This is a genomic window from Lentzea jiangxiensis, from assembly GCF_900104175.1.
GTDB classification, from domain to species: domain Bacteria; phylum Actinomycetota; class Actinomycetes; order Mycobacteriales; family Pseudonocardiaceae; genus Lentzea; species Lentzea jiangxiensis.
On sequence record NZ_FNIX01000015.1, the window covers coordinates 1 to 25,155 of the forward strand.

At 72.4% G+C, this 25,155-nt stretch carries 9 protein-coding genes and 1 pseudogene; 5 read left to right on the forward strand and 5 right to left on the reverse strand.

Features of this window, described 5'->3' with window-relative positions:
• Positions 1–453: 453 nt before the first annotated feature.
• Positions 454–7,995, reverse strand: a complete 7,542-nt coding sequence (locus BLQ91_RS29360) for a type I polyketide synthase (protein WP_090101982.1) — start codon at positions 7,993–7,995, stop codon at positions 454–456.
• Positions 7,996–8,439: 444 nt separating this feature from the next.
• Between BLQ91_RS29360 and BLQ91_RS29365 the strand changes: the two are divergent.
• The 3 genes and pseudogenes from BLQ91_RS29365 to BLQ91_RS29375 form a co-directional block, all read left to right on the forward strand.
• Positions 8,440–13,614, forward strand: a pseudogene (locus BLQ91_RS29365) (SDR family NAD(P)-dependent oxidoreductase); the annotation flags it as partial.
• Positions 13,611–17,933, forward strand: coding sequence for a type I polyketide synthase (locus tag BLQ91_RS29370; protein WP_090101987.1), 4,323 nt, complete (start codon positions 13,611–13,613; stop codon positions 17,931–17,933). The pseudogene BLQ91_RS29365 and the gene BLQ91_RS29370, both read left to right, overlap by 4 nt.
• Positions 17,934–18,026: 93 nt before the next feature.
• A complete protein-coding gene (locus tag BLQ91_RS29375) occupies positions 18,027–18,956 on the forward strand; it encodes an ACP S-malonyltransferase (protein WP_090101988.1) in 930 nt (309 codons plus the stop codon).
• Between the two features lie 4 nt (positions 18,957–18,960).
• On the opposite strand, the gene BLQ91_RS29380 is transcribed toward BLQ91_RS29375, so the two are convergent.
• The 3 genes from BLQ91_RS29380 to BLQ91_RS29390 all read right to left on the reverse strand — a co-directional run bounded on the left by BLQ91_RS29380 (position 18,961) and on the right by BLQ91_RS29390 (position 21,700).
• Positions 18,961–19,746 (reverse strand): IclR family transcriptional regulator, encoded by a 786-nt coding sequence (locus BLQ91_RS29380; RefSeq protein WP_176960008.1) that lies wholly within the window; start codon positions 19,744–19,746, stop codon positions 18,961–18,963.
• 187 nt (positions 19,747–19,933) lie between these two features.
• On the reverse strand, positions 19,934–20,401 hold the full coding sequence (locus BLQ91_RS43855; protein WP_090101992.1) for a helix-turn-helix domain-containing protein: 468 nt from the start codon (positions 20,399–20,401) through the stop codon (positions 19,934–19,936).
• A 768-nt stretch (positions 20,402–21,169) separates the two neighbouring features.
• Entirely contained in the window at positions 21,170–21,700 is a 531-nt protein-coding gene (locus BLQ91_RS29390; RefSeq protein ID WP_090101994.1) for a hypothetical protein, read from the reverse strand.
• Positions 21,701–22,244: 544 nt separating this feature from the next.
• Here BLQ91_RS29390 and BLQ91_RS29395 point away from each other — a divergent pair.
• On the forward strand, positions 22,245–23,018 hold the full coding sequence (locus tag BLQ91_RS29395) for a DUF6801 domain-containing protein (protein WP_090101996.1): 774 nt from the start codon (positions 22,245–22,247) through the stop codon (positions 23,016–23,018).
• A gap of 403 nt (positions 23,019–23,421) precedes the next feature.
• Here BLQ91_RS29395 and BLQ91_RS40540 read toward each other — a convergent pair whose 3' ends face one another.
• The gene (locus BLQ91_RS40540) at positions 23,422–24,078 is read right to left on the reverse strand and encodes a hypothetical protein (protein WP_143022860.1); all 657 of its coding nucleotides are present in this window, start codon (positions 24,076–24,078) and stop codon (positions 23,422–23,424) included.
• Positions 24,079–24,153: 75 nt separating this feature from the next.
• Here BLQ91_RS40540 and BLQ91_RS29405 point away from each other — a divergent pair, with 75 nt between their 5' ends.
• Positions 24,154–24,984 (forward strand): alpha/beta fold hydrolase, encoded by an 831-nt coding sequence (locus BLQ91_RS29405; RefSeq protein ID WP_090102001.1) that lies wholly within the window; start codon positions 24,154–24,156, stop codon positions 24,982–24,984.
• Positions 24,985–25,155 lie beyond the last annotated feature (171 nt).

Genomic DNA, 25,155 nt, shown 5'->3' on the forward strand with positions numbered 1-25,155 from the left:
GCGGAGCCGCGGCCTTCAGGAGCTGTTCCCGCGTCCCGGCCGCGTTCCGCGGCCGGGACGGCTGCTTGTCCTCCGTGGATTTCGTGGCCACTCCCAAGATATGTGTACGGTCAGACACAACGGCGTGAGTCTACACATGTCACCGCGCGATCGACGCGGTCACGCTTCGGTAGACGGTTGCCGGTTCTTGGTTGCGTCGCGCGCGGACAGTTGTGCATCCGGTCGATGGCGGCGGCGCTGAACTCGATTTCGGCAGACGTGACGAAGGCGAACATGCCTCAAGGCGCCGGTCATGATCACGCCCAAGGCTTGGGGGCGTTCCGGCAGTTAGCGACAAGTCTTGAAGTAGTCGCGAGCGTGCCGGCGCCGGGCGGCGTCCGGCCCGATCACCTCACAGGGTGACCGGGCCGGAGCCGTGCCGGGATCGAACGTTCTCGCTACGAGAACCGCCGATCAGGAGCTGCCGTGTTCTTCCTCGGACGCCGGGCCGTTCGCGGGAGTCTCGAACGACAGCTCGCCATCGATGAGCTCGAAGAGCTCGTCGTCGGTGGCGATGTCGAGTCCACCGCCGGGCGTGGGGGTCTGGCCACCCAGCCGGGTGAGCAGCCCCTGCAGACGCGTGACCACGTCGGGCAGGTGGTCCGGGTTCGCGGCCATCGCGGCCTCGAGCTTGCCCAGGACCGCCAGGACGTCCTCGTCCTCGCCGCGCAGCTCCTCACCGAGGTGACGGGCGAGCGCCTCGGCGGTGGGGTGCTCGAACACCAGCGTCCTCGCCAGCGTCAGGCCGGTCGCGGTGGCCAGCCTGTTCCGCAGCTCGACCGACATGAGCGAGTCGAAGCCGAGGTCCTTCAGCGCCTGGTCCGGCGGGATGAGGGCGGCGTCGTCCTCGCCGCGGACGGCCGCGGCCACGCCCTTCACGAGGTCGAGCAGGTGGCCGTGGCGCCTGTCCGCCGGCAGGGCGGCGAGCTGGTCGGCCAGCTTGGTGCCGCCCTGCGTCGTGGTGCCGCCCTGCGTCGTGGTGCCGGCGGCGGGGGCGTCCAGGAACTCGTCCAGGAGGTGGCGTTCCCTCTCGGAGGAGAACAGCGACGCGAACCTCTGGCGGTCGATGTCGGCGATGGTCAGCGCCGGCTCGTCCGCGGTGAGCGCCTCGTGGAGCGCTCGCAGCGCCGCTTCGGGGTGCAGGGCGCGCATTCCGGACCGGGCGAGCCTGGTGGCGAGCGCGTCGTCGGCACCCATGCCCTCGCCGGCCCACATGCCCCAGGCGATCGAGGTCGCGCGGTGGCCCCGGGCGCGCAGGCTCCCGGCGAGCGCGTCCAGACCCGCGTTGGCCGCGGCGTACGCGCTCTGCCCCTTGCCGCCCCAGACACCGGCGGCCGAGGAGAACAGGACGACCTCGTCCACCTGGCCCGCGACCAGCAGGTCGCCGAGCACCTGTGCCCCCACGACCTTCGCCGCGAGCACCGCGGTCAGGTCGGCTTCCGAGGTTTCGGCCAGTGGGCGGGTGACGTTCACCCCGGCCGCGTGCACCACCGTGCGCACCGGCCGTCCCTGCGCCGCGAACTCCGCGATCAGGTTCTTGACCTGATCTTCGTCCGCGACGTCGCAGGACGCGGCGGTCACCCGGTCGTCCTGGTGCGCGAGGCCGCCGGACGGCACCGCTGCCGCACCACGCCTGCTGGCCAGCACGACGTGCTCGGCGCCTTCGGCGACCAGCCAGCGGGACAGGTGCGCGCCGAGCGCACCCGTGCCCCCCGTGACGAGCACGGTGCCCTCGGGACGCCAGCGGCGGGAGCGGTTCGCCCGTTCGTGCCGGACCGGAACGACCCGTCGTACGAGCACGCCCTCGGCGCGCACGGCGAACTGGTCCTCACCGGCCGGATCCGCCAGCACCGCGAGCAGGGAGTCGACCGCGTCGGTGGTGGGTTCGGCGGGCAGGTCGACGAGACCGCCCCAGGACGCCGGCTGCTCGAGAGCCGCCACCTGGCCGACGCCCCACACCTGAGCTTGGCGCGGGTTGCGCACGGGGTCGTCCGCCGAGGTCCCGGCCGCGTGCTCGGTGAGCAGCCAGACCGGAGCTCCGAGGGTGCCGGCCGCGCGGAGCAGGGCGAACGTCGAGCGGAGCCCGGCGGGAACACCCGAGACCTGATGATCGGCCAGTCCGAGCAGCGAGACGACCCCGGTGACGGGGCCGATCCCGGCCAGTCGCGCCGGAAGGCCGTCGAGGCCGTCCTCCTCGAGCAGCAGGTGTTTGACGTGCGCACCGCAGTCGATCAACCCGGAGGCCACCGCCCGCGTCCACGCCTGGTCGTGATGCGCGTCCGCCAGCACCAGCCAGGTACCCGCGGGGCGTGCCGCCGACCGGGCCGGGACCGGCTGCCAGACCACCCGGTAACGCCAGGCGCGCGTGTCCGGCTCGGCGGCGTTCCGGCCCTGCGGCACGGCGTTCGCCCAGTAGTGCTTGTGCTGGAAGGGATACGTCGGCAGGTCGACCACCGGAGCCAGTTTGAGACCGTTCACCCGCGCCCAGTCCACCTCGGCACCGCGGACGTGAGCGGAAGCGACCGCGGTCACCGCCGTCCGGGCCTCCTCCCGGCCTCGACGCAGCAGAGGAGCGAACAGGCAGTCGTCCGCCGACTCCAGACCGGCCGCGGCCAGCGCGCTGAGGACTCCGTCGGGACCGAGCTCCAGGAAGGTGCGCGTGCCCTCGTCGGCCAGGGTCGTGACGGCGTCGTGGAACCGCACGGCGCTCGCAGCGTGCCGGACCCAGTAGTCCGCCGAGCGCAGGTCGTCTCCCGAGGCGAGGCGACCGGTCACGGTCGACACCACCGGAATCCGCGCCGGGAGGTACGTGAGCCCCTCGGCCACCCGCCGGAACTCGGCGAGCATCGGCTCCATCAGCGGCGAGTGGAACGCGTGGCTCACCGCCAGGCGCTTGACCGGACCGAACCGCTGCGCGACCGCGAGAACCGCGTCTTCCGCACCGGAGAGCACCAGCGACCGGGGGCCGTTGACCGCCGCGATGGCCACTTCGCCGGCGAGCAGGGCGACGACGTCCTCCTCCGCGGCCCGCACCGCGACCATCACGCCACCGGCCGGAAGTGCCTGCATCAAGCGCCCCCGTGCGGTCACCAGGCGGCACGCGTCCGGCAGCGACAGCACACCCGCGACGTGCGCGGCGGCGATCTCGCCGATCGAGTGACCCGCCACGAAGCCGGGCGTCAGGCCCCAGTCGCACAGCAACCGGTGCAGCGCCACCTCGATCGCGAACAGGGCCGGCTGGGCGTGCTCGGTCCGGTTCAGCCGGTCCTGGTCCTCCGCGATGATCCGGGGCAGCTCCGGGTCGAGGTGGGCGAAGGCCTCCCGCAGGGCTGCGGCGAACACCGGGAACGCCGCCGCGAGCTCGACGCCCATGCCGGCGCGCTGGCTGCCCTGGCCGGGGAACAGGAACGCCGTGCCGCCGCCGCTCGCGTGTCCGCGCACCACGTCCTCCGACAGGTCACCGGCGCCGAGCGCCGCCACGGCGGGCAGGAGCGCCGCCCGGTCCTCGGCCAGTACGACAGCGCGTTCCCGCAACGCGCTCCGTCGCCGGCCGAGGGCCGCACCGACCGCGGCCGCGGACAGATCGCCACGGTCGTCCGCGAACTCGTGCAGCTGCCTGGCCCGGGCCTGCAGGGCCGCCGGTGTCGCGGCGGACAACGGCCACGCGACCAGCGTGGTCCCGCCGGGCTCCGCCACCGGGGCGTCCGCGGCGGAAGCTTCCTCGACGACGACGTGGGCGTTGGTGCCGCTGATGCCGAACGCCGACACCGCCGCACGGCGCGGGGACCGGCCCGCGGGCCACGCCACGGCCTCGGTCAGCAGCCGCAGGGCGGGCGACCAGTCCACGTGGGGCGTCGGCTGCTGCGCGTGCAGCGTGCGGGGGAGCAGGCCGTGGCGCATCGCGAGCACCATCTTGATCAACCCGGCCACACCGGCCGCCGCCTGCGCGTGCCCGATGTTGGACTTGAGCGATCCGAGCCACACCGGTCGTTGCGCGGAACGCGCGCGGCCGTAGGTGTCCAGCAGTGCCTGGGCTTCGATGGGGTCTCCCAGCACCGTGCCCGTGCCGTGCGCCTCGACGGCGTCGACGTCGCTCTCGGTGAGCGCCGCCGCGGCCAGCGCGTCGCGGATGACCTCGACCTGCGCGAGACCGCTCGGCGCGGTGAGACCGTTGCTGGCGCCGTCGGAGTTGACCGCGCTGCCCCGGACGACCGCGAGCACCGGGTGCCCGTTGCGCCGGGCGTCCGACAGCCGCTCCAGCAGGACCAGCCCGGCACCTTCACCCCAGGCGGTGCCGTCGGCGGCGGCCGAGAACGGCTTGCAGCGGCCGTCCGGTGCCAGACCGCCCTGTTTCTCGAACTCCACGAACATGCCCGGTGTGGCCATGACCGTCGCCCCGCCGGCGAGCGCCAGGGTGCACTCGCCGGCCCGCAGCGACCGTGCGGCCATGTGCACGGCCACCAGGGAGGAGGAACAGGCGGTGTCGAGCGTGATGGCCGGGCCGCGCAGCCCGAACGTGTACGCGATGCGACCGGAGGCGACGCTGGTGGCCCCACCGGTCAGCAGGTGACCGGTCAGCTCCTCGGACGGCGCGTGCATGCGGGGTCCGTAGTCCTGCGCCATCACCCCCGCGAACACCCCGGTCCGGCTGCCGCGCAGCGCCGTGGCGTCGATGCCCGCGCGTTCGAACGACTCCCACGCGAGTTCCAGCAGCAGACGCTGCTGCGGGTCCATCGCGGCGGCCTCACGGGGCGAGACCCCGAACAGGTCCGCGTCGAACTCCGCCGCGCCGTCGAGGAAACCTCCGCGTGAGGTGGCGATGCGCACCGGGTGGTCGAGGTCCCAGCCGCGGTCGAGCGGAAGACCGCCGGTCTGGTCGGAGCCGTCGGCGAGCATCCGCCAGAGCTCGTCCGGCGAGTCGGCGCCGGGCAACCGGCACGCCATCGCGACGACAGCGATCGGGTCGTCCTCCGCGACGGCCGTCCCCGCAGACGGTGCCGCGGCGGGTGCCTGTTCGCCGCCGAGGCGCGCGTGCACGGCCTCGGCCAGGCGGGCCGGGGTCGGGTGGTCGTAGACCGCGCCGGTGGGCAGCCCGGCGCCGGTGGCGTCGTTGAGGCGGCCGCGGAGCTCGACGGCCATCCGCGAGTCCAGCCCCATCTCCTTGAAGGTGAGGTCCGGCTCCACCGAGCCCGCGTCGGCGTGGCCCAGGACGATCGCGGTGTGCGCCCGGACCAGCCTGAGCAGCTGGCGGACGTCCACCACCGGCTCGTCGGTGGCGGGCTCCGGCGGTGGGACGTCCCGGTGTGCGGCGACGGGCAGCGCGGCCGGAGCGGACGAGAGCTGGAGCCAGTGGGCCTTGCGCTGGAACGGGTAGGTCGGCAGCCGCAACCGTTCGCCGGAGGACTCGGGGAGGGCCCGCTCCCAGTCCACGGCGACCCCGGCGGTGTGCAGCGTCGCGGCGGAGCCGAGCACCCGCGACCAGTCGCCGTCGTCGCGGCGCAGGGTCTCGGAGACGGTGAGCCCGGTGCCCGCCGCCTCCGCGATCTCGCCCACCGCGCCGGTGAGGACCGGGTGCGGGCTGATCTCGACGAAGACCGAGCACCCCTCGTCGAGCAGGGCCGTGACGGCCGGGGCGAACAGGACCGGACGGCGCAGGTTGTCGAACCAGTAGGCGGCGCCGACCCGGTGCGAGCCGAGCCCCTCGCCGGTGACCGTGGAGTGGAAAGCGATCTCGGGTTCGCGCGGAGCCACGTCCCGCAGGTCGTGCAGCAGCTGCTCGCGCACCGCCTCCACCGCCGAGCAGTGCGACGCGTAGTCGACGGCGATCCGGCGTGCGCGGAGATCTTCCGCCTGGCACGCCGCCACGAACCCGTTCACGTCGTTCTCCGGGCCGCAGACCACGGTGGAGGCCGGGCTGTTGAGCGCCGCGACCTCGAGGCCGGGGAAGGCGGTCAACCGGGCTCGGACCTCTGCCTCGGGCAGCGCCACCACGGCCATCGTGCCGGTGCCCGCGAGCACCGTGAGCGCACGGGACCGGAGCGCGACGATCTTCGCCGCGTCGTCGAGGGTGAGCGCTCCCGCCACGCAGGCCGCGGCGATCTCGCCCTGCGAGTGGCCCACCACCACGTCCGGGCGCACGCCGAGCGACTCCCAGACCGCCGCCAGGGACACCATGACGGCGAACAGGGCCGGCTGGACGACGTCGACGCGGTCCAGCCCCTCGCCGGTGGTCAACGCGTCGTGCAACGACCAGTCGGTGAACGGTGCCAGCGCCCGTGCGCAGTCGTCGATCCTGGCGCGGAAGACCGGTGAGGACTCCAGCAGCGCCGCGGCCATGCCGGCCCACTGCGAACCCTGCCCGGGGAAGACGAACACCGTCCGGCCCGGCGTGCGGACCTGGCCCTGGACGACCCGCTGGTCCGGCAGCCCGTCGGCCAGCGCGCGCAACGACGGCAGCAGCTCGTCGCGGTCGGCGGCCACCACGACGGCACGGTGCCGGAACGACGTGCGGGTGAGCGCCGCGGCCCGGGCGACCTCGGCGACGCCGGCCTCCGGTGCCGCGGCGAGGTGGGAGAGCAGCCGGTCGGCCTGGTCCCGCAGCGCCTGCTCCGTCCGTCCCGACAGCAGCAGCGGCACGGCGCCGCCCGGCTCCGCCGTGGTGCCGGACCTGGCCTCGGCAGCAACCGGCGCGTCCCCGAGCACGACGTGGCAGTTCGTGCCGCCCATGCCGAACGAGCTGACTCCGGCCAGACGCCCCCGCTCCGCCGCGGGCCAGGGCTCCGCGGCCGTGACGACGCGCAGGCCCAGTTCGTCCAGAGCGATGTCCGGGTTGGGGCGGTCGTGGTTGAGGCTGGGCGGGATCTCCGCGTGGCCGAGGCTCAGCGCCGTCTTGATCAGGCCGAGGATGCCCCCCGCGGCTTCGAGGTGGCCGATGTTGGTCTTGACCGACCCCACCGCCAGCGTGCCCGCGCCCGCGCGGGCCGCTCCCAGCGCCGCTGCCTCCAGCGGGTCGCCGACCCTGGTGCCGGAGCCGTGCAGTTCGACGTACTGGACGTCGCACGGCGCCGCCCCGGCGTCGGCGCAGGCCGCGCGCACGACGTCCGCCTGCGCTTCGGCACTGGGCACCGTGAGGCCGTCGGTCGCCCCGTCGTTGTTGACCGCGGTGCCCAGGAGCACGCAGTGCACCGGGTCGCCGTCCGCGATCGCCTTGTCCAGCGGCTTGAGCACCACCACACCGGCGCCTTCGCCGCGGACGAAACCGTTGGCCCGCTCGTCGAAGGTGAAGCACCGGCCGTCCTCGGACAGGCCGCCGAACCGGGAAGCGGTCACCGCGCCGGCGCGCAGCAGGTTCAGGTTCACGCCCGCGACGACCGCCAGGCCGGACTCGCCGGCGCGCAGGCTGGTCGCCGCCAGGTGCACCGCGACCAGCGAGGAGGACTGCGCGGTGTCGACGGTGAGACTGGGACCGCGCAGGCCGAGGAAGTAGGAGACGCGGTTCGCGATGACGGCCCGTTGGGTGCCCGTCATGGTGGTGGGCGAGATGGAGTCCTCGTGCACGTGGCTGAGCACGGCGTAGTCGTCGCGCAGGGCGCCGACGAAGACACCGACGTTGCGGCCCGCCAGCGTCGCGGGCACGATGCCGGCGTTCTCCAGGGCGGTCCACGAGAGCTCGAGGACGAGACGCTGCTGCGGGTCCATCGCGGCGGCCTCGCGCGGTGAGATGCCGAAGAACTCGGCGTCGAAGCCCGCGACGTCGTCCACGAAACCACCGAAACGGGCCGCGGCGTCCTGGGGCGCGAGCGTGGCGTCCCAGCGCTCCGGCGGCACGGTCGAGATGGTGTCCTGCCCGGTCCGCAACAGGCGCCAGAACTCGTCGAGGTTTCGCGCGCCGGGTACGCGGCACGCCATGCCGACGACGGCGATCGCACCGCGCGGGTGGCTCTGGGCGACCTTCATCAATGGACCCTCGTCAATCTCGCTGGGCAGCGGGTATCGCCCGATGTAAGACGACGGCCGGGCGCGGCGGCCAACGACCGTTCCGAATTTCGGGACCCGTGGCCGCTTCCGCGTCGAGCTGGACGTCGCGCGTACCGAAAAACGGAACAGCCGTTTGGGAGGCGTCGCGGGAACTCCTAGCTTGACGTCGGCACACCCCTGCCACTCGCCGCGGAATGCGCTTCCCCGGCGGGACCCCGTCAGGACGTCGTACCGGTGCGCGCCTTCACAGCACGACCGGGTGGAACGCGTCGGTGCGGTGATCACCGCACCGAGCACCCGAAGCCGGAGAAATTCCCCCGTGAACCGCGACCCCGACGTCACCCCGCGACGGCAGGCCTTCGGTGCGAGCACCGAGCTGCCGGGCCGACCCGCCACCGTCCGAACCGAAAAGGGTGACCCCCGATGACCGACGAGAGCAAGCTCCGCGACTACCTCAAGCGCGCCACGGCGAACCTCCAGCAGGCGCGCGAGAAGCTGACGGCCGCGGAGAACCGCAACCACGAACCGGTCGCGATCATCGGCATGGCCTGCCGCTACCCCGGTGGGGTGTCGACCCCGGACGGCCTGTGGGAGCTCGTGCGCGAAGGCGTCGACGCGGTCGGGGAGTTCCCCGCCGACCGCGGCTGGGACGTCGGCTACGACCCCGAGGGCGAGACGCCCGGCACGTCCAGCACCCGCCGGGGTGGTTTCCTGGCCGACGCCGCGGGGTTCGACGCGGACTTCTTCGGCATCAGCCCTCGCGAAGCCCTCGGCATGGACCCGCAGCAGCGGCTCCTGCTCGAGGTCAGCTGGGAGGCGCTCGAACGCGCGGGACTGGTGCCCGGGGAGCTGCGCGGCACGTCCACCGGCGTGTTCGTCGGTGCCGTGCACAACGACTACGAGTCCCTGCTGCGCGGGGTGCGGGAGACCGAGGGCTACCTGCTCACCGGCAACGCCACCAGCGTCGCGTCCGGCCGCATCTCCTACACCCTGGGGCTGCGCGGACCGGCGATGACCATCGACACCGCGTGCTCCTCGTCGCTGGTCGCCATCCACGAGGCCGTGAACGCCCTGCGCGGCGGTGAGTGCGGGCTCGCGGTCGCGGGCGGTGCCACCGTGATCGCCACGCCCGGCACCTTCGTGGAGTTCAGCCGGCAGCGCGGGCTCGCCCCCGACGGGCGGTGCAAGTCCTTCGCCGCCGGAGCCGACGGCACCGGGTGGAGCGAGGGCGCCGGGATCGTCGTGCTGGAGCGGCTGAGCGACGCGATCGCCCACGGCCACCCCGTGCACGCGGTCATCCGCGGCTCGGCGATCAACTCCGACGGCGCCAGCAACGGCCTGACCGCGCCCAGCGGTCCCGCCCAGGAAGCCGTCATCAAGCAGGCCTGCGCGAACGCCAGGCTCCTGATGTCCGATGTGGACGTTGTGGAGGCACACGGCACCGGCACCACGCTGGGCGACCCGATCGAGGCGCGTGCCCTCGCGGCCACCTACGGCCGGGGGCGTGAGCACCCGCTGTGGCTGGGATCGCTCAAGTCCAACATCGGTCACTCCCAGACGGCGGCCGGCGTCGGCGGCGTGATCAAGATGGTGCAGGCGCTGCGCCACGGCGAGCTGCCGCGGACGCTGCACGTCGACCGGCCCACGCCCGACGTGGACTGGTCCGGCGTCGCGTTGCTCACCGAGAACGTGGCCTGGCCGCGTACCGGGCGACCCCGCCGGGCGGGGGTGTCGTCGTTCGGCATCAGCGGCACGAACGCCCACCTGATCATCGAGGAAGCACCCGAGCAGGCAGCCGCGCCCGCGGCCTCGACGTCATTTCCGGCCACGCCCTTCGTGTTCTCCGCGAAGACCGACGACGCGGTGCGCGCGCAGGCCGAGCAGCTCCGCGCGTTCGTCGTCGGCCACCCCGAGGCGGACCTGACCGGCCTGGCCGCGGCCCTGGCCACGACCCGCACGCGGTTCACCCGCCGCGCCGGGGTGACGGCCTCGAACCGGCAGGAGCTGCTCGAGGAGCTCGCGCAGGTCGAGCCGAGCGGCCGCGACGGCGCCCTGGCGTTCCTCTTCTCCGGGCAGGGCGCGCAGCGGCTCGGCATGGGAGCCCGCCTCTACGAGAAGTTCCCCGTCTTCACCAAGGCGCTGGACGACGTCTGCGGTCAGCTCGACGTGGACGTCAAGTCCGTGATGTTCGGTGACGACCCGGACCTGCTGAACCGGACGGGGTACACCCAGCCCGCCCTCTTCGCGTTCGAGACCGCGCTGTACCGGCTGTTCGAGGACTTCGGAGTGGTTCCCGCCCAGGTCCTGGGGCACTCGGTCGGCGAGATCACCGCCGCCCACGTGGCGGGTGTGCTGTCGCTGACGGACGCGTGCAGGCTCGTCTCCGCACGGGCCCGGCTCATGCAGTCGTTGCCCGAAGGCGGCGCGATGCTCGCCGTGCAGGCGGCCGAGGACGAGATCGACCTGTCCGGGCTGGAGGACCGGGTCTCCGTCGCGGCCGTCAACGGCGAACGCTCTGTCGTGCTGTCCGGGGACGAGCAGGCCGTGGCGGGCCTGGAGGAGAAGTGGCGGGCCGAGGGCCGCCGGACCACCCGGCTCAAGGTCAGCCACGCTTTCCACTCGCCGTTGATGGACCCGATCCTCGCCGAGTTCGAGGACGTGGTGCGCTCGATCGAGCACTCCGCCCCGATCATCCCGCTCGTCTCCAACGTGACCGGCCGTCCCGTCACGGCCGAGGACTTGGCGAACCCGCGCTACTGGGTCGACCACGCGCGTGGCGCCGTGCGGTTCCACGAAGGTGTTCGTTCGTTGGTGGACAACGGGGTCACGACGATCCTGGAAATCGGCCCGAGCACGGTGCTGACGCCCCTGGCCGCCCAGACCGCTGACGGCACGGTGGTCGGCGCGGTGAAGGCCGGGCAGGCTGAGGACGCCGGCGTGGTCAACGCACTCGCGGTGATGTACCGGCACGGGCACGACGTGGCGTGGGAGCGCCTCTTCCCGGAACGCGCGGCCGCTGTTCCCGGCCTGCCGGTCTACCCGTTCCAGCACCAGCGCTTCTGGCCGTCGGGCCAGGCGCGGCCCGGTTCCGCGTCCGGCCTCGGCCAGGACTCGTCCGACCACCCGCTGATCCGCAGCGTGGTCGAGCTGCCGGACGGGACGACGGTCTTCACCGGCGTGCTGTCGCTCGACACGCCGGCCTGGCTGCCGGACCACTGCGTGCACGGCAAGCCGATCCTGCCGGGCACCACGTTCGTCGACATGACGCTCTGGGCCGCACGCCGGCTCGGCTGCAGCCGCGTCGACGAGATCAACCACCACGTGTTCGTCTCCGGTGAGCCGGGACGGGTCCGCCAGCTGCGGCTCGTCGTCGACCCCGCCGACGACACCGGCCTGCGCGCCTTCACGGTCCACTCGCGCTTCACCGACGAGGCCGCACACGAGTGGATCCACCACGCCACCGGGGCCATCGCCCGCGACGGCGCCACCCCGAGGCCCGTCGAGCAGTGGCCGCCGATCGGGGCCGAGGTCATCCCGATCGCCCCGTTCTACGAGCGGCTGGCCGACGCCGGGCTCGGGTACGGGCCCTACTTCACCGGCATCCGGGCCGGGTGGAAGGACGGCTCGACCCGCTACGCCGAGGTCTCCCTGCACGCCGAGGCCGACCTCGACACCTACGGCGTCCACCCGGCACTGCTCGACGCCACGCTGCAGCTGGCCGCCGTCGGCTCCGAGCCCGGCTCCGAGCACCAGGTCCGCGTTCCCTACGCCTGGTCCGGTGTCACGCTGCACACCACCGGTGTCAGCTCGGTGCGCGTGCGGCTGACCCAGCAGGGCGTCGACACGATGGCCATCGACATCACCGACGTGGAGGGCAACCCCGTCGCGACGGTCGACTCCATCACCCTGCGGCCCGTCTCGTCCGAGCAGCTGCGCGCCTCGACCTCGACCAGTGGCGGGATGCTGCAGGAGCTCGCCTGGCAGCCCGTGCCGGTGGGGGCGGCACCCGCGGGTGAGGTGCCGCCCGTGGTGCGGCTGTCCGCCACGGGCACCGACCCCGTGGCGCGGACCCGTGAGGTGCTCGACCTCGCGCTCCGCACGGTGCAGAACGCCGACGGCCCGGTCGTGTTCCACACCACCGGTGCCGTGGTCACCGGCTCGGACGACGGTCCGGCCGACCCCGCCGCGGCCTCGGTGTGGGGCATGGTCAGGTCCGCCCAGTCGGAGAACCCCGGCCGGTTCGTCCTCCTCGACGCCCCCGGCGACGAGGAGTTCCACCGGAGCCTGCCCGCCGCGCTGGCGACCGGGGAACCCCAGCTCGCGCTGCGCGCCGGCCGCGTTCTCGTGCCCCGGCTGGCGCCCGCCCGCACCTCCGCCGCGGCCGGGACGCTGCTCGACCCCGACGGCACCGTGCTCATCACCGGCGGTTCCGGTGGCCTGGGCCGCCTGCTGGCCCGCCACCTCGTCGAGCGCCACGGTGCCCGGCACCTGCTGCTGCTCAGCAGGCGCGGTGAGGCCGCCGACGGCTTCGCCGAGCTCAGGACCCGGCTGGCGGAGGCCGGTGCGACGGTCACCGCCGCCGCCTGCGACGCGGCCGACCGCGACTCGCTCGCCGCGGTGCTGGCCGCGATCCCGGCGGAGCACCCGCTCACCGCTGTCGTGCACGCCGCCGGTGTCGTCGACGACGGTGTGGTCAGCGACCTGACGAACGAGCGCGTCGACGCGGTGCTGCGTCCCAAGGCGGACGCGGCCTGGCACCTGCACGAGCTGACGAAGGAGCACGACCTGCGCTCGTTCGTGCTGTTCTCCTCGGCCTCCGGACTGCTCGGCATGCCGGGACAGGCGGCGTACGCGGCCGCGAACACGTTCCTCGACGCGGTGGCCCACCACCGCCGTGCGCAAGGACTGCCCGCCACCTCGCTCGCGTGGGGTCCGTGGGCCGGTACCGAGCAGGACGGCGGCATGGCCGCCCGGTTGAGCGACGTCGACCGCAACCGCCTGCTGCGGCTGGGCGTCGTCCCGATCTCCGGTGACGAGGGGCTGCGGTTGTTCGACGACGCGGCCGGCTCCGGCACCGCGCTCCTCGTGCCCGCCCGGCTCTCCGTGCCCCAGGACGGCACGGCCTCCCCGCTGCTGCGCGGCTTCGTCCGCGTGAAGCGGGCACCCGCGGGAAGGGCGGTGACTGCGGAGGGCCCGACCCTGGCGGAACGCCTGGCCTCGGCACCGCCGGAGGACCGCGTGGACCTCGTGGTGGCGGTGGTGCGCGAACACGTCGGTGCCGTGCTCGGCCACGCGTCGCCGGGCTCGGTGGAACCGGACCGCGGCTTCATGGAGAGCGGCTTCGACTCGCTCACCGCTCTGGAGCTGCGCAACCGGCTCAACAGCGCGGCGAAGCTGAAGCTGCCCGCGACCGCGCTGTTCGACCACTCGACGCCCAGGGCGCTGGCCGAGCACCTGGTCGGCCTCCTGTGCGCGGACGAGCAGACCGCGCCCGTCGCGGCCGCACCCGCGGCGAGCTCCCTCGCCGACGAGATCGACTCGTCCTCCGACGACGAGCTGCTCGCCCTCATCGACCGCGAGTTCGGGGTGTCCTCATGAGCAACGACGACAAACTCAGGTCCGCGGTCAAGAAACTGGCCGTCGACCTCCACCAGACGCGTAAGGAGCTGCGCGCGGTCAAGGACCGCGCGAGCGAACCGATCGCCGTCGTCGGCATGGCGTGTCGCTTTCCCGGCGGCGTCCGGTCGCCCGAGGACCTGTGGCAGGTGCTCGTGCAGGAGCGCGACGTCACGAGCGAGTTCCCGGACGACCGCGGCTGGGACCTGGAGACGTTGTACGACGCGGATCCCGCGAAGTCGGGCAGCAGCTACGCGCGCCGGGGCGGGTTCCTCGACGGTGTCGCCGACTTCGACGCGCCGTTCTTCGGCATCTCGCCGAAGGAGGCCCTGGCGATGGACCCCCAGCAGCGGCTGCTGCTGGAGACCTCCTGGGAGGCCGTGGAGAGCAGCGGCCTCGACCCGCGCTCGTTGCGCGGCAAGCAGGTCGGCGTCTACGCCGGCGTGATGTACCACGACTACGGGCCGCCGTCGCACCTCGCGCCGCCGGACGTCGAGGGGCAGCTCACCATCGGCATCGCGGGAAGCATCGCCTCCGGTCGCGTCTCCTACGTCCTCGGGCTGGAGGGCCCCACCTCCACGGTCGACACCGCCTGCTCGTCGTCACTGGTCACGCTGCACCTGGCCGCCAGGGCGCTGCGGTCCGGCGAGTGCACGATGGCGCTGGCGGGCGGCGTCACGGTGATGGCGACACCGGGCTCGTTCACCGAGTTCAGCCGTCTGCGGGCGCTGGCGCCCGACGGCCGCTGCAAGCCGTTCTCCGACGACGCGGACGGCATGGCGTGGGGCGAGGGCGCGGGCATGCTCCTGCTCGAACGCCTCTCCGACGCCAGGGCCAACGGCCACCCCGTGCTCGCGGTCGTGCGTGGCACCGCCATGAACTCCGACGGTGCCAGCAGCGGCCTGACCGCACCGAGCGGCCCCGCCCAGCAGCGGGTCATCCGCGCGGCGCTGGAGGACGCCGGGCTGACCAGCGGTCAGATCGACGCCGTGGAGGCGCACAGCCCCGGCACCCAGCTGGGCGATTCCATCGAGGTCCAGGCGCTCGACGCGGTCTTCGGTTCCAGCCGGGACCGGCCGGTCCTGCTGGGCTCGGTGAAGTCCAACCTCGGCCACACCCAGGCCGCGGCCGGGGTGGCCGGCGTGATCAAGATGGTGCAGTCCCTGCGCCACGGCGTGCTGCCTCGCAGCCTCCACATCAGCCGTCCCACCTCCCACCTCGACTGGTCCACCAGTCAGCTGGAGCTCCTCACCGAGGCGAAGCCCTGGCAGCGCGGAGCCGAACCGCGCCGGGCCGGTGTGTCCGCGTTCGCGATCAGCGGTGCGAACGCCCACGTCGTGCTGGAGGAGGCGCCCGAGGGTGAGCAGCCACCGGTCGAGCGCGTCGCGACACCGTTCGTGCTGTCCGGGCGCACCGCGCAGGCCCTGCGCCTGCAGGCCGGCCGCCTGCGCGAACACCTCATCGCACACCCCGGCCTGCACCCCGGCGATGTCGCCGTGTCGCTCACCGGGCGGACGCAGTTCCGGCACCGGGCACTCGTGGCAGGAGAAGACCCGCTCGCGGGCCTGGGCGCGCTGGCGGCGGGAGAGACCGCGCCCGGCGTCCGGACGGGAGTGGCCGGGTCCGTACCGGTCGAGGTCGTGTTCCCCGGACACGGCCCGGGCGTGGAGCTCGGGCGCGAGCTGCACGACGCGCATCCCGTGTTCGCCGAGGCGTTCGACACCGCGTGCCAGGCGTTCGACGCACTCCTCGGACGCCCTCTGCGTCCGGTCGCCCTGGAGGAGCCCGAGCAGGCGCGGGAGATCAGGTTCGCCCTGCCCGTGCTGTTCGCCTTCGAGGTGGCGCAGTTCCGGCTCCTGCGTTCGTGGGGTGTGCGGCCCGGCCGGCTGCGGGGCGAGGGCGTGGGCGAGATCGCGGCCGCCCACGTCGCCGGGCTACTGGCGCTGCCGGACGCCGCTCGTCTGGTCACCGCCATGACGGTGTCCGCGGCGGAGTTCGCCCGGACCGGCGAGTCGGTGGGCTACCGGGGTCTTTCGTCCCCGCTGGTGCGGGACCTCGCCAGCGTCGCGGGCTGGAGCGCGGCGGCCGAGCCGGACGCGCCGGCCAACCGGGTGGAGCTCGGTGCGGCGACCGCGCGGCGGGCGCGGCTCTGCGCGGCTCTGGCCGCGCTGTTCGTCGACGGTGCCGAGGTCGACCTCGCGGCCGCGTTCGCCGGTACCGGAACCACGGTGCCGCTGCCGACCTACGCGTTCCAGCGACGCCGCTACTGGATCGACGGCGTTGCGGCGGCCGGCGACTCCGCCCTCCTCACGTCCTCCGTCGACCTCGCGACGGGCGGCAGCCTGCACACCGGCCACGTGTCGGTGGAGCGCCAGAGCTGGTTGAACGACCACCGCGTCGGCGGCGAGGTGGTGGTTCCCGGCACCGCGCTGCTCGACCTGGTGCTGCGGACCGACCCGTCGGCGCGCGTCGCCGAAATGGTGTTCACCGCCCCGATCACCGCTCCGGCCGAGGTGCAGCTGCAACTGTCCACACCGGACGAAAACGGCGACCGTGCTGTTGCGGTGCACTCGCGGGCCTCGGCGGAGTCGCCGTGGACCCAGAACGCCCGTGCCACGGTGACCGGTGCGAGCGCGGCCCCCGCACCGCTCGCCGGTGTCTGGCCACCGGCCGACGCCGTGCCCGTCCCGGTCTCGGGCCTGCACGACCTGCTCGCCGGGCGTGGTCTGTCCTGCGGACCTGCCTTCCGCGGTCTGGAAGCGTTGTGGCGCCGGGATGACGAGCTGTTCCTGGAGGTGCGTTCGCCGCTGGGAGCGGGGGAGCACCTGGTGCACCCCGCGCTGCTCGACGCGGCTCTGCACCCGCTGGCGCTCGGCTTCCTGCTCCCGGACTCCGCCGGTGCGCGGCTGCCGTTCTCGTGGAGCGGTGTCGAGGTGCACACCGCGGGTGCCACCGCCCTGCGGGTGAGGATGACGGCCACCGGCGAGGACTCGGTGTCCCTGACCGCCTGGGACGGCACCGGCGCTCCCGTGCTGACCGCGGACGAGCTGGTCGCCCGGCCGGTCGTCCTCACGGCGGCCGGTACCGGCGTCGAGGTCCCGCACCGGGTCGAGTGGGTGCCGGCTCCGCCGGTCGCCGCGGACGACTGCGTGCGGCCGGAGTCGATCCTGTCCACTGTGGACGGCACCGCGCCGCTGCCGCTGCGGGTGCGCACCGTCCTGGGCACGGCGACGCCCCGGCTGACCGGTCTCGGCGCGGACGAGCTCGTCGACGCGATCACGGCGACCGCTGCGGACCTGCTCGGCTGTGCCGTCGAGGACATCTCGCCGGACGTGGCCCTGTTCGAGATCGGGCTCACCTCGCTCAGCGCCCTGGGACTGCGCAACTGGATCGAGCGGGAGTCCGGCCTGTCCCTGCCGGTCACGACGATCTTCGACCACCCGGCGCCGCAGGCGCTCGCCAAGCACCTGCGCCAGAGGTTCGAGGCGCCCGCGGCCCCCGCCACCTCCGCTCCGGTGTCGCTGGCGGGAACCACCGTCCTGCTCACCGGCGCGACCGGCGGACTGGGCCGCCTGTTCGCCGAGACCCTGGCCGAAGCCGGCGCGAACCTCGTCCTGACCGGCCGCGACGGCACGGCACTGGCCGGTGTCGCGGAGCACGTCAGGGCGCTGGGTGGCCAGGTGCGGCACGAGATCGTGGACGTCATGGACGCCGAACGGATGTCCGCCGCGGTGCAGCGCGCGGTCGACACGTTCGGCAAGGTCGACGTGCTCGTCAACAACGCCGGTGTCTCCGGCCCGATGGGGCCGATGTGGGAGACCGACGAGGGCGAGTGGTGGCGGGCCATGGAGGTCAACGTGCGCGGCACGCTGAAGGTCTGCCGTGCGGTGCTGCCCGGCATGGTGTCCCGTGGTGCCGGCCGCATCATCAACGTCGTCAGCTCCGCGGGCCGGCACCGCTGGCCGAACCTGTCGTCCTACTCGGTGTCGAAGGCGGCCCTGATCAAGGTGGCCGACAACCTGGATCCCGAGCTGCACGGCACCGGCGTCTCGGTCTTCAGCTTCCACCCCGGCCTCGTGGACCTCGGGCTGACGAAGCAGCACCTGGACCGGGGACCGACCGGGGACGCGTGGGGCGACCAGGTGCGCGAATGGTTGAGCGAGCAACGTGAGCACGGCCGGTTCTCCGCGCCGGAGCAGGCGGTGCGGCTGCTGCTCACCCTCGCTTCCGGAGCCGCGGATTCGTTGTCGGGCCGATACCTGACGCCTGATGACGACCTCCGGGCACTGCTGGGCGACTAGAGGCCGGGTCCGGTGCCGGCCGGACCCGCCTCCGGGACCCGCGCGGATCCCGGACCACCACCGTCGACAAGCCGGAGACCGGAGGACGACCTCATGAACCGAGCACCCGCCAACCCGGCCTTCTTGTTCCCGGGGCACGGTGGCTACCTGCCGGGAGGCCTGCAGGAGTTCGCCGACGACTTCGCGGGCCTGCCGTCCGTGCTGGAGCGGATCACCGCGGCGTCCCGCGCGGCAGGCGGTCCCGACGTCGCCGAGCTGCTCACCGACCGCGCGGCCCCGACCCTGCGCAGCCTCGTCGACGACGATCCCGGCAGGCTGCACCTGGCGATCTTCGCCACCGAGCTCTGCCTGCACGAGATCTACACCCGGAGCTGGGGGCTCGCCCCGGCGGTCCTGGTGGGGCACAGCCTGGGGGAGTTCGCGGCTCTCGTGGCCGCCGGATGCCTGTCGCCCGAGACCGGTGTCCGGCTGGTCGTCGAGCGCGACGAGGCACTGCGCTCCACCGGTCTGCGGCAGGGCGGCATGGTGGCGTTGCGCGCTGATCGCCGAGCAGCCGAACGGCTGCTCGCGTGGCTGGCCGACGACCACACCGTGCTCGCCGTCGACAACGGGGAGGACCAGGTCGTCGTGTCCGGTCTCGCGGAACCCCTGCGGCGGCTCGCCGGGCGTGCCGCCGACGCGGGGGTGGAGGCGACCTGGCTGCGGGTGCCCTACCCGTTCCACAACGCGTTGCTCGCCGAGGCGGCGGCGCGGTTCTCCGCCGTGGTGGACACGATCGACTGCCGGGCGCCGGAGGTTCCCGTCCACTCACCGGTGCTCGGACGCGAGGTGCGGCGGCCGGCGGACGTCCGCGAGGTGCTCGCGAGCCACCTGGTGCGCCCGGTCGGTTTCCGCGACGCGCTGAAGTCGCTGAACGCGCAGGGCCATCGGGTCTACCTGGAATGCGGCGGGAAGGCGGTCCTGACGAACCTGGTGCGGTCGGCGCGGGAACGCGACGTCGTGGCGACGCCCGGTGCGGCGTGAGCGCTCATCCCGCCGGTCGTTGCTCGACCGGTCCGCAGTGCTGGGCGGTGGCGATGGCTCCGGCCGTCGCCACCGCCCGCCGCAGGGCGAGGGTCGTGCGCGGGAGGTCGATCCGGCCGGGGTAGGCGACCCCCAGGCTGATGAAGGGGCGGTCGGCGCCGATGCGGACCGGCATGGCCACGGCAGCACCGCCGTGGGCGGAGTTCTTGGTGACGACCGCGAGTCCGCGTTTGCGCACGGACTGGAGATCGACCAGCAGCCGCGTGGGTGACGTTCCCGTGCAGGCGGCGAACTCCTCGACGCGGTCCAGCAGGTCCGGCCGGAACGCGAGGAGCGCGTGCCCGGTCGCGGTCGCGGACGCGGGGTGCACGAGCGGCTGGCTCTGCACGTAGTCGCTGAGCTCACCCCGGTAGAGCAGCTCGACGTAGCGGACGTGCGTTCCGTCGAGGACGCCCATGAGGACGACCCCGCGGGTGCGGTCTTGAAGGTCCATCAGCAGGGGGGTGAGAGCCCGCCGGAGCTGCTCGGCTCTGGCGTGGTCGCTGTGCCGGGTCATGTCGGAGAGGTAGTCCCCGACCACGAAACCGCCGTCGGCCTGGGCCGCGAGGTTCAGATCGGTCAGCACCCCGAGGATGCGGTGCACCGACGACTTGGGCTCCCCGGTGCGGCGGGCCAGGTCGGACAGCGACATCGGCCCGTCAGCCCTGGCCAGCACCTCCATCAACGCCAGCGCCCTGCGCAACGGCCGTCCGGCGGCGGTCTCGAGCTTCGGCAGCGGCTCCGCGATCACCCCCGTGGACCGGTGGACGCCGCATGACCGTGCCGATCGTCGTTCGTGCATCACCCTGCAACGACCTCACCTTCGAGAGGGAACTTCCTGATGTGTCGGCGTATTCGGCCAAGCAGGCGCACCGCTCAGCCGACGAGTGCGGAGTTCGCGACCGGTGCCGCTCCGGAGCACAGCTCACGCGAGGCCATCACGGCCTGTCCCGGCCCCGGACCGGTGCCGCCGCACCGGTGACGTCGCGGGACCACTCACCACGGCTGGAAGGCGATCCCGCACCTGCGTACGGTTGCGAGCTCGGCCGGCAGGTGTTCCTGGGACGTGGTAGTTGCGGGTGTGCGAGCCGTGAGTCCTCGCGCCCACAGCTGGCAGCAACCTCTCCCCGCAGGCGGAGGGGCAGGCCATGTCGACGGGGCTCTGCGGCTCGCCGGGACCAGACCGTCCGGTGGACCGTCGACCTCGGCAATCGGCTGCGGCGGACCAGGTCCGCGAGGGAGGCCGCATCTCGGCGACTGCGGAAGGACTGCAGAACCGACAACACCTTTGTCGCCGCGGTCCGCCGTGAGACCTCGGGATCGTCGGGCCTCAGCACCGCCTCCACGGCGGCGGGCGGTTCTTCGGCACAAGGTGGTTCGTCGATCAAGGCACCCTCCCCGTCCATCGGTCGTATCGACGATATGGGCGTTGTGGTCAGGCTTTACTGCGGATTTCCGTAACGTCCGCGAACGCCCGTGTGTGAGTCGCCACAGCCAGGAGTGCGATCACCCCACGGGTTTCCCTCGTTCAGCCAGATCTTGTGCGGCCTCTGCGCCTGTTGTGGGAGCGCGACCACATTTCCGTATCCGCGACATCAGTCAGCGTCTGTGATCGCCTTCGGAACAGCGAGCGGCGTTGCTGCCAATCGTTGGCGGAGCCGCGTCCTCCGGACGACTTCGGGGTTCGTCTCGACCAGCTCGCGTTCAGCACTTGGTCCGGCAAAACCAGTCCGCCGGACCGATGATCTGGACGTACTTCGCGTTCGAGCGCATTTGCTCATCGGGAAGGGGGAGCAGTGCCGTTGGTCTGATGTGGACGGTGCCGTCGGTTCACGTGCCAAGTTCCGCGGCGCGAGGCGACCCGCCAGGTTGTGGGCCTCCGCAGTGGAGGCAGCTCTGCGTCTTTCCGGAGGTGTCAGCGCAAGGTCAACCGCGCCGTCGTCGATGCCGGGATACCGCTCGTCCGCGACGGCTCCGGCGTTGTGCGCCGCAATCTGTTCGGTAGACCCGCGCACTCGGTCACGTCCACGCAAGTGCTCTGCGGACCTGCGGGGTGGCGAAGTCGAATGATCCAGCAGGACGTTGTTCGCGCCTCATCCCGAAGAGATCTGCCGTTGAAGCGGAATCTCTTGGCGGATCTCTCGGCGGCACGGTTGACGCGAGGGGCGACGGCGTCAGGCGGGTCCGATCACGGAGATGGCTCCCGGCAAATCCGTCCGGGTCCCGCACCGGTGCAGCCACGACGACGATGCGACAGGACCACTCGCCGCGGTCGAAGGCAACCCCGTACCTCCGCAGGTGTGCGAGCTGCAAGTCCCGCCGCTGTGCAATGCGGCGGTGCAGGACTCCGGAACTTGACGGCGACGTGGCTGGATTGCCTGCCGTGCAAGCGCTTCACGACGCGCGCCACGTTGCCGCAACGCGTGGTGCGGCAGGTCCAGCGGGACGGCACTGGACAGCTCGGGCGCCCTCGAGGTGAGGAAGAACCAGTTGTCGACCATGTCGACGAGACCTTCGACCCGCAAGAATCCAAGCATTCGGTGGACCGTCGCAGTCGCCGAAGATTGCAACACGGACAGCGCTTTGGTCGCCGCGGTGCGGTGCGCTGTGGCCGTGGGGTCGTCGGTTCTGAGCGCCGGGTCCACAGCGGTAAGCGGGTCCTCGTCCTGCGACAGCTCGGCGATCAGGGCTTCCTCCTCGTCCATCAGCTACCCCGCAACATGAGAGTCACTGTCAGCTCGCACTGTGGGTTTCCGCAGGAACCTGCCTGGGCTCTGGTGTGAGTGGTCACAACCGTGGATCGATCACTGCACGGTGCGAATTCCTCCGACAGACTTCGACGTTTGCCCGGATGCGCTGCTCGGGCAAGCAGGATCGGAGGGGACCGATCGGTAGCAGCCGGTCGATCCCCTTCCAGCGTTCTTGCTTCGCGAGAAGGACGGTCATCGGCGCGAGCGCGTCTCTTGCTCGGCACACGATCAGCGGCATGAGAGTGCATTCGTTGTGGCGTGGGAGTTCGGCATTGCTCGGACATCGCCCCCACTTCGCTGCGGCTGAATGGTCGACGCGTACCGACGTTGATGTGCGGGACACTGTCCGTGGTCGAGTGAACACGGAGAGGATGTAGAGGTGCGCAAGAGAGGGAAGCCACTCCGCATCACCGCTTCGTTGCTGGCATCTGCCCTGGCGGCCGTCGGGGCGCTGACGGGAGCCACAACCTCGGCGTCGGCCCAGACGACCGCAGTGCGGATGGACTACACCTGCACGACCTCCTTCGGGTCGAGTGCCCGGATGACCGTTTGGGTCGTCGGCGGTCTGCCGGACGAAGGCGCGGGCCTGAACACCGTCGCCAGGCACGAACCCGCCTACATCGACGTGGACCTGGACCTGCGCGAGCTGCGTCCGGTCCTGACGATGGCCGGCGGGGTGCGCCTGGACGCCGACAGCACAGCGACACTCGACGCGCACATCACCGGCCCGGACGGGACGCGGACCACCCAGGCCTCGTTCACCGTCGCGCCCACGTGGCTGACGACCACCCAGGGGACCGCGGTGCGGGCCGCAGGCTCCTTCCCGGTGCAGTTCCTGACCACACAGGGCTACTACGACCTGCACGTGGACGACCTGGCCTTGACACTGCGCCCCGAGCGCGCCGACGGCACTCCTATCGGCACGGTTACTGCGTCCTGCTCGCACGACCCGGCGCAGAACGACCTGCTGGGCACCGTGTGGTCGCAGTCCGCCGTCTTCGAGCGGCCGCCGCGCCCGAGCGGGTTGCGGATGGTCTCGACGACCCCGACGTCCGTGACACTGACCTGGGAAGCCTCCTCCTGGTGGAATCCGACCCTGGGCTACGAGGTGTACCTGGACGGCGGGCACACCGGCTTGGTCACCGAGAAACAGGTCACGCTGACCGGGCTGACCCCCGACAGGCAGCATCGGGTGAAGGTCGTCACCACTGACGTGCAGGGCATCCGCTCGACCATGAGCCAGGGCCTGATCTTCACCATGCCGCCGGCCTGACACCCTGACCCGCCGATCGCGGGCCCGCGATCGGCGGCCCCTGATGCCGCGACAGGGCAGTCGTCGCGGGTGCGCCGCCCACGTGGAATGCCCGGCTGTCGGCGGCTGGACCGGACTCCGGTCGCGAGGAGGGCCGACGCAACGAACATGGATTCCAGCGTCGTGCCAGGACGAGGATCAAGCGGTGCCTGCGAAGTGGCTCTCCGCCGCTAATCGGCATGAGTGTGCTCGAACAAGATGGTCAGCGGCGCAGACGAGAGCGTGTTAGATCACCAACCCCACTCAAAGCGACGATCCACCGCGCTGGTTGGCCTGCGGGGGTACCAGCCGGACGGACAGTCGGACGTCGGCTTCCACTGGGCGAGGCTGTTGCGGGCGCCCAGCGTGTCTGGGTGGTCAGCCCTTAGATGGTGAATGAGGGTGTCACGCAGCTCCGCGTAATGGTCTCCGGCTTTTGTGACCAGGCCGCTGTCACCGAGGCTGCCTCCCGAACGGAACAGCGATTTGTGGCAGTTCGGCTGCCATAGGTGTCCGCCGCCAACTGTGTTGAGCGCGTCGGTGTGGCGCGCTGCACGAGCGCGTGTACCGCACCGCCCGCGACGGCGAATCGAGGTTCACCGTAGCCAGCCTCAACCGGGCCGAACACCCCAGCCCGTCCCGCGCATCGTGCTCGTCGATGACCCGTCCGGCCGTCGCGGTGAGCAAACTCAAGCACGGCGAGAGCGGTGAAGACCTCAAGCGGAATGCCGTTGGCGTCCAGCACACTCGCCACCTCCAGTAGCGGACGCGCCACACCCTCTGGTATCAGCAGGTCGGCCTGCCGCACCGACAACGACCACGTCGCCGCCACAGTGGCCCGATGTTCATCAGACAACCCGCCGGGCTCGGGCACCACGCTCGCCAGTCGCCGCCCGGCCAGCCGAACCCGATACGCGGCATACGACAGCTGCCGGTCCAGCATGTAGGCGGCGGCTTGCGCCAAGGCCAGTGGCAGACTCCCCAGAGCCCGCACCAGCTCAGCAGCATCGTTGAGCAACCCCGGCCGGCCGATCTGAGGCAAGATCGCCGAGCTGGCGACCCGCAGATCCGCCCTGCCGTTGCCCTACTGTCACGGGTGTGTTCTCCGAGGTCCTCGATGACTGATCCCGTGCTCGACCTCAGTGCCGGCCTCGCCGCAGCCCCACAACCGCGGACGGCCGTGCTCGTCGTGGACGACGGAACGGAGATCGCGTACCACCGCTGGGAGCCCGATCCCGGGGTCCGGGCACATCCCGCTCCGGTCGTCCTGCTGCACGGGTTCACGGCGAACACGATGGTGGACTGGGCCAGCACGGGCACCGTGACGGCACTGACCGCGATGGGCCGCACGGTGGTCGGAGTCGACGCCCGCGGCCACGGCCAGTCGCAGAAGTCCCCGGACCCCCGCCGCTACGGTGAACCGCGCATGGCACGGGACCTGCGCGCGGTGATCGATCTTCTCGACGCACACGAGGTAGATCTTGTCGGCTACTCGATGGGATCCATCGTCTCGTTGCTCGTCGCGGCGGAGGAACCGAAGGTGCGCAAGCTGGTCGTCGGCGGTGTCGGCGCCGGGGTCGTCGAGCTCGGCGGGGTGGACACGCGGGTGTTGCCCAACGACGTGCTCGCGGAGGCACTGCTCGCCGACGACCCCAGCTCCCTCCCACCGGAGGTCGCCGGCATGCGCATGTTCGCGGAGGCGGTGGGCGCGGACCTCCCGTCCCTGGCGGCGCAGGCACGAGCGGTGCACACGGGAGGAGTCGCGCTCGCGCGCATCACCGCGCGGATCCTCGTCATCGCAGGCGATCGGGACCCACTCGCAGCCCGGCCCGAAGTGCTCGCCGACGCGATTCCGGACGCCCGCCTCGTGCTCGTCGCCGGCGATCACACGATCATCGGCAGCAGCCCCGACTTCCGCACGGCGGTGGCCGACTTCCTCCGGGACTGATCGTCAGCGTGCGCGGCGGTAACCTGCGAGCGAGATCGAGCGGCTGCTAGGGGAGAAGTTGGGTTGATCGTCGGCGCGATCGCCTGGAGCCGACCGCCGTAGTGCGGAGCCGGGCCGCGGTCGCACGCGATTGCTGCATGAAATCCTCGACTGAGCGGGACGAACTCGTGC

Bases quoted from the DNA above. Each gene is read 5' to 3' on its own strand.
- BLQ91_RS29395 (WP_090101996.1), top strand. From the start codon at position 22,245: ATGGACTACACCTGCACGACCTCCTTCGGGTCGAGTGCCCGGATGACC.
- BLQ91_RS29405 (WP_090102001.1), top strand. From the start codon at position 24,154: ATGACTGATCCCGTGCTCGACCTCAGTGCCGGCCTCGCCGCAGCCCCA.
- BLQ91_RS29370 (WP_090101987.1), top strand. From the start codon at position 13,611: ATGAGCAACGACGACAAACTCAGGTCCGCGGTCAAGAAACTGGCCGTC.
- BLQ91_RS43855 (WP_090101992.1), bottom strand. From the start codon at position 20,401: ATGGACGGGGAGGGTGCCTTGATCGACGAACCACCTTGTGCCGAAGAA.
- BLQ91_RS29360 (WP_090101982.1), bottom strand. From the start codon at position 7,995: ATGAAGGTCGCCCAGAGCCACCCGCGCGGTGCGATCGCCGTCGTCGGC.
- BLQ91_RS29375 (WP_090101988.1), top strand. From the start codon at position 18,027: ATGAACCGAGCACCCGCCAACCCGGCCTTCTTGTTCCCGGGGCACGGT.
- BLQ91_RS29390 (WP_090101994.1), bottom strand. From the start codon at position 21,700: ATGGACGAGGAGGAAGCCCTGATCGCCGAGCTGTCGCAGGACGAGGAC.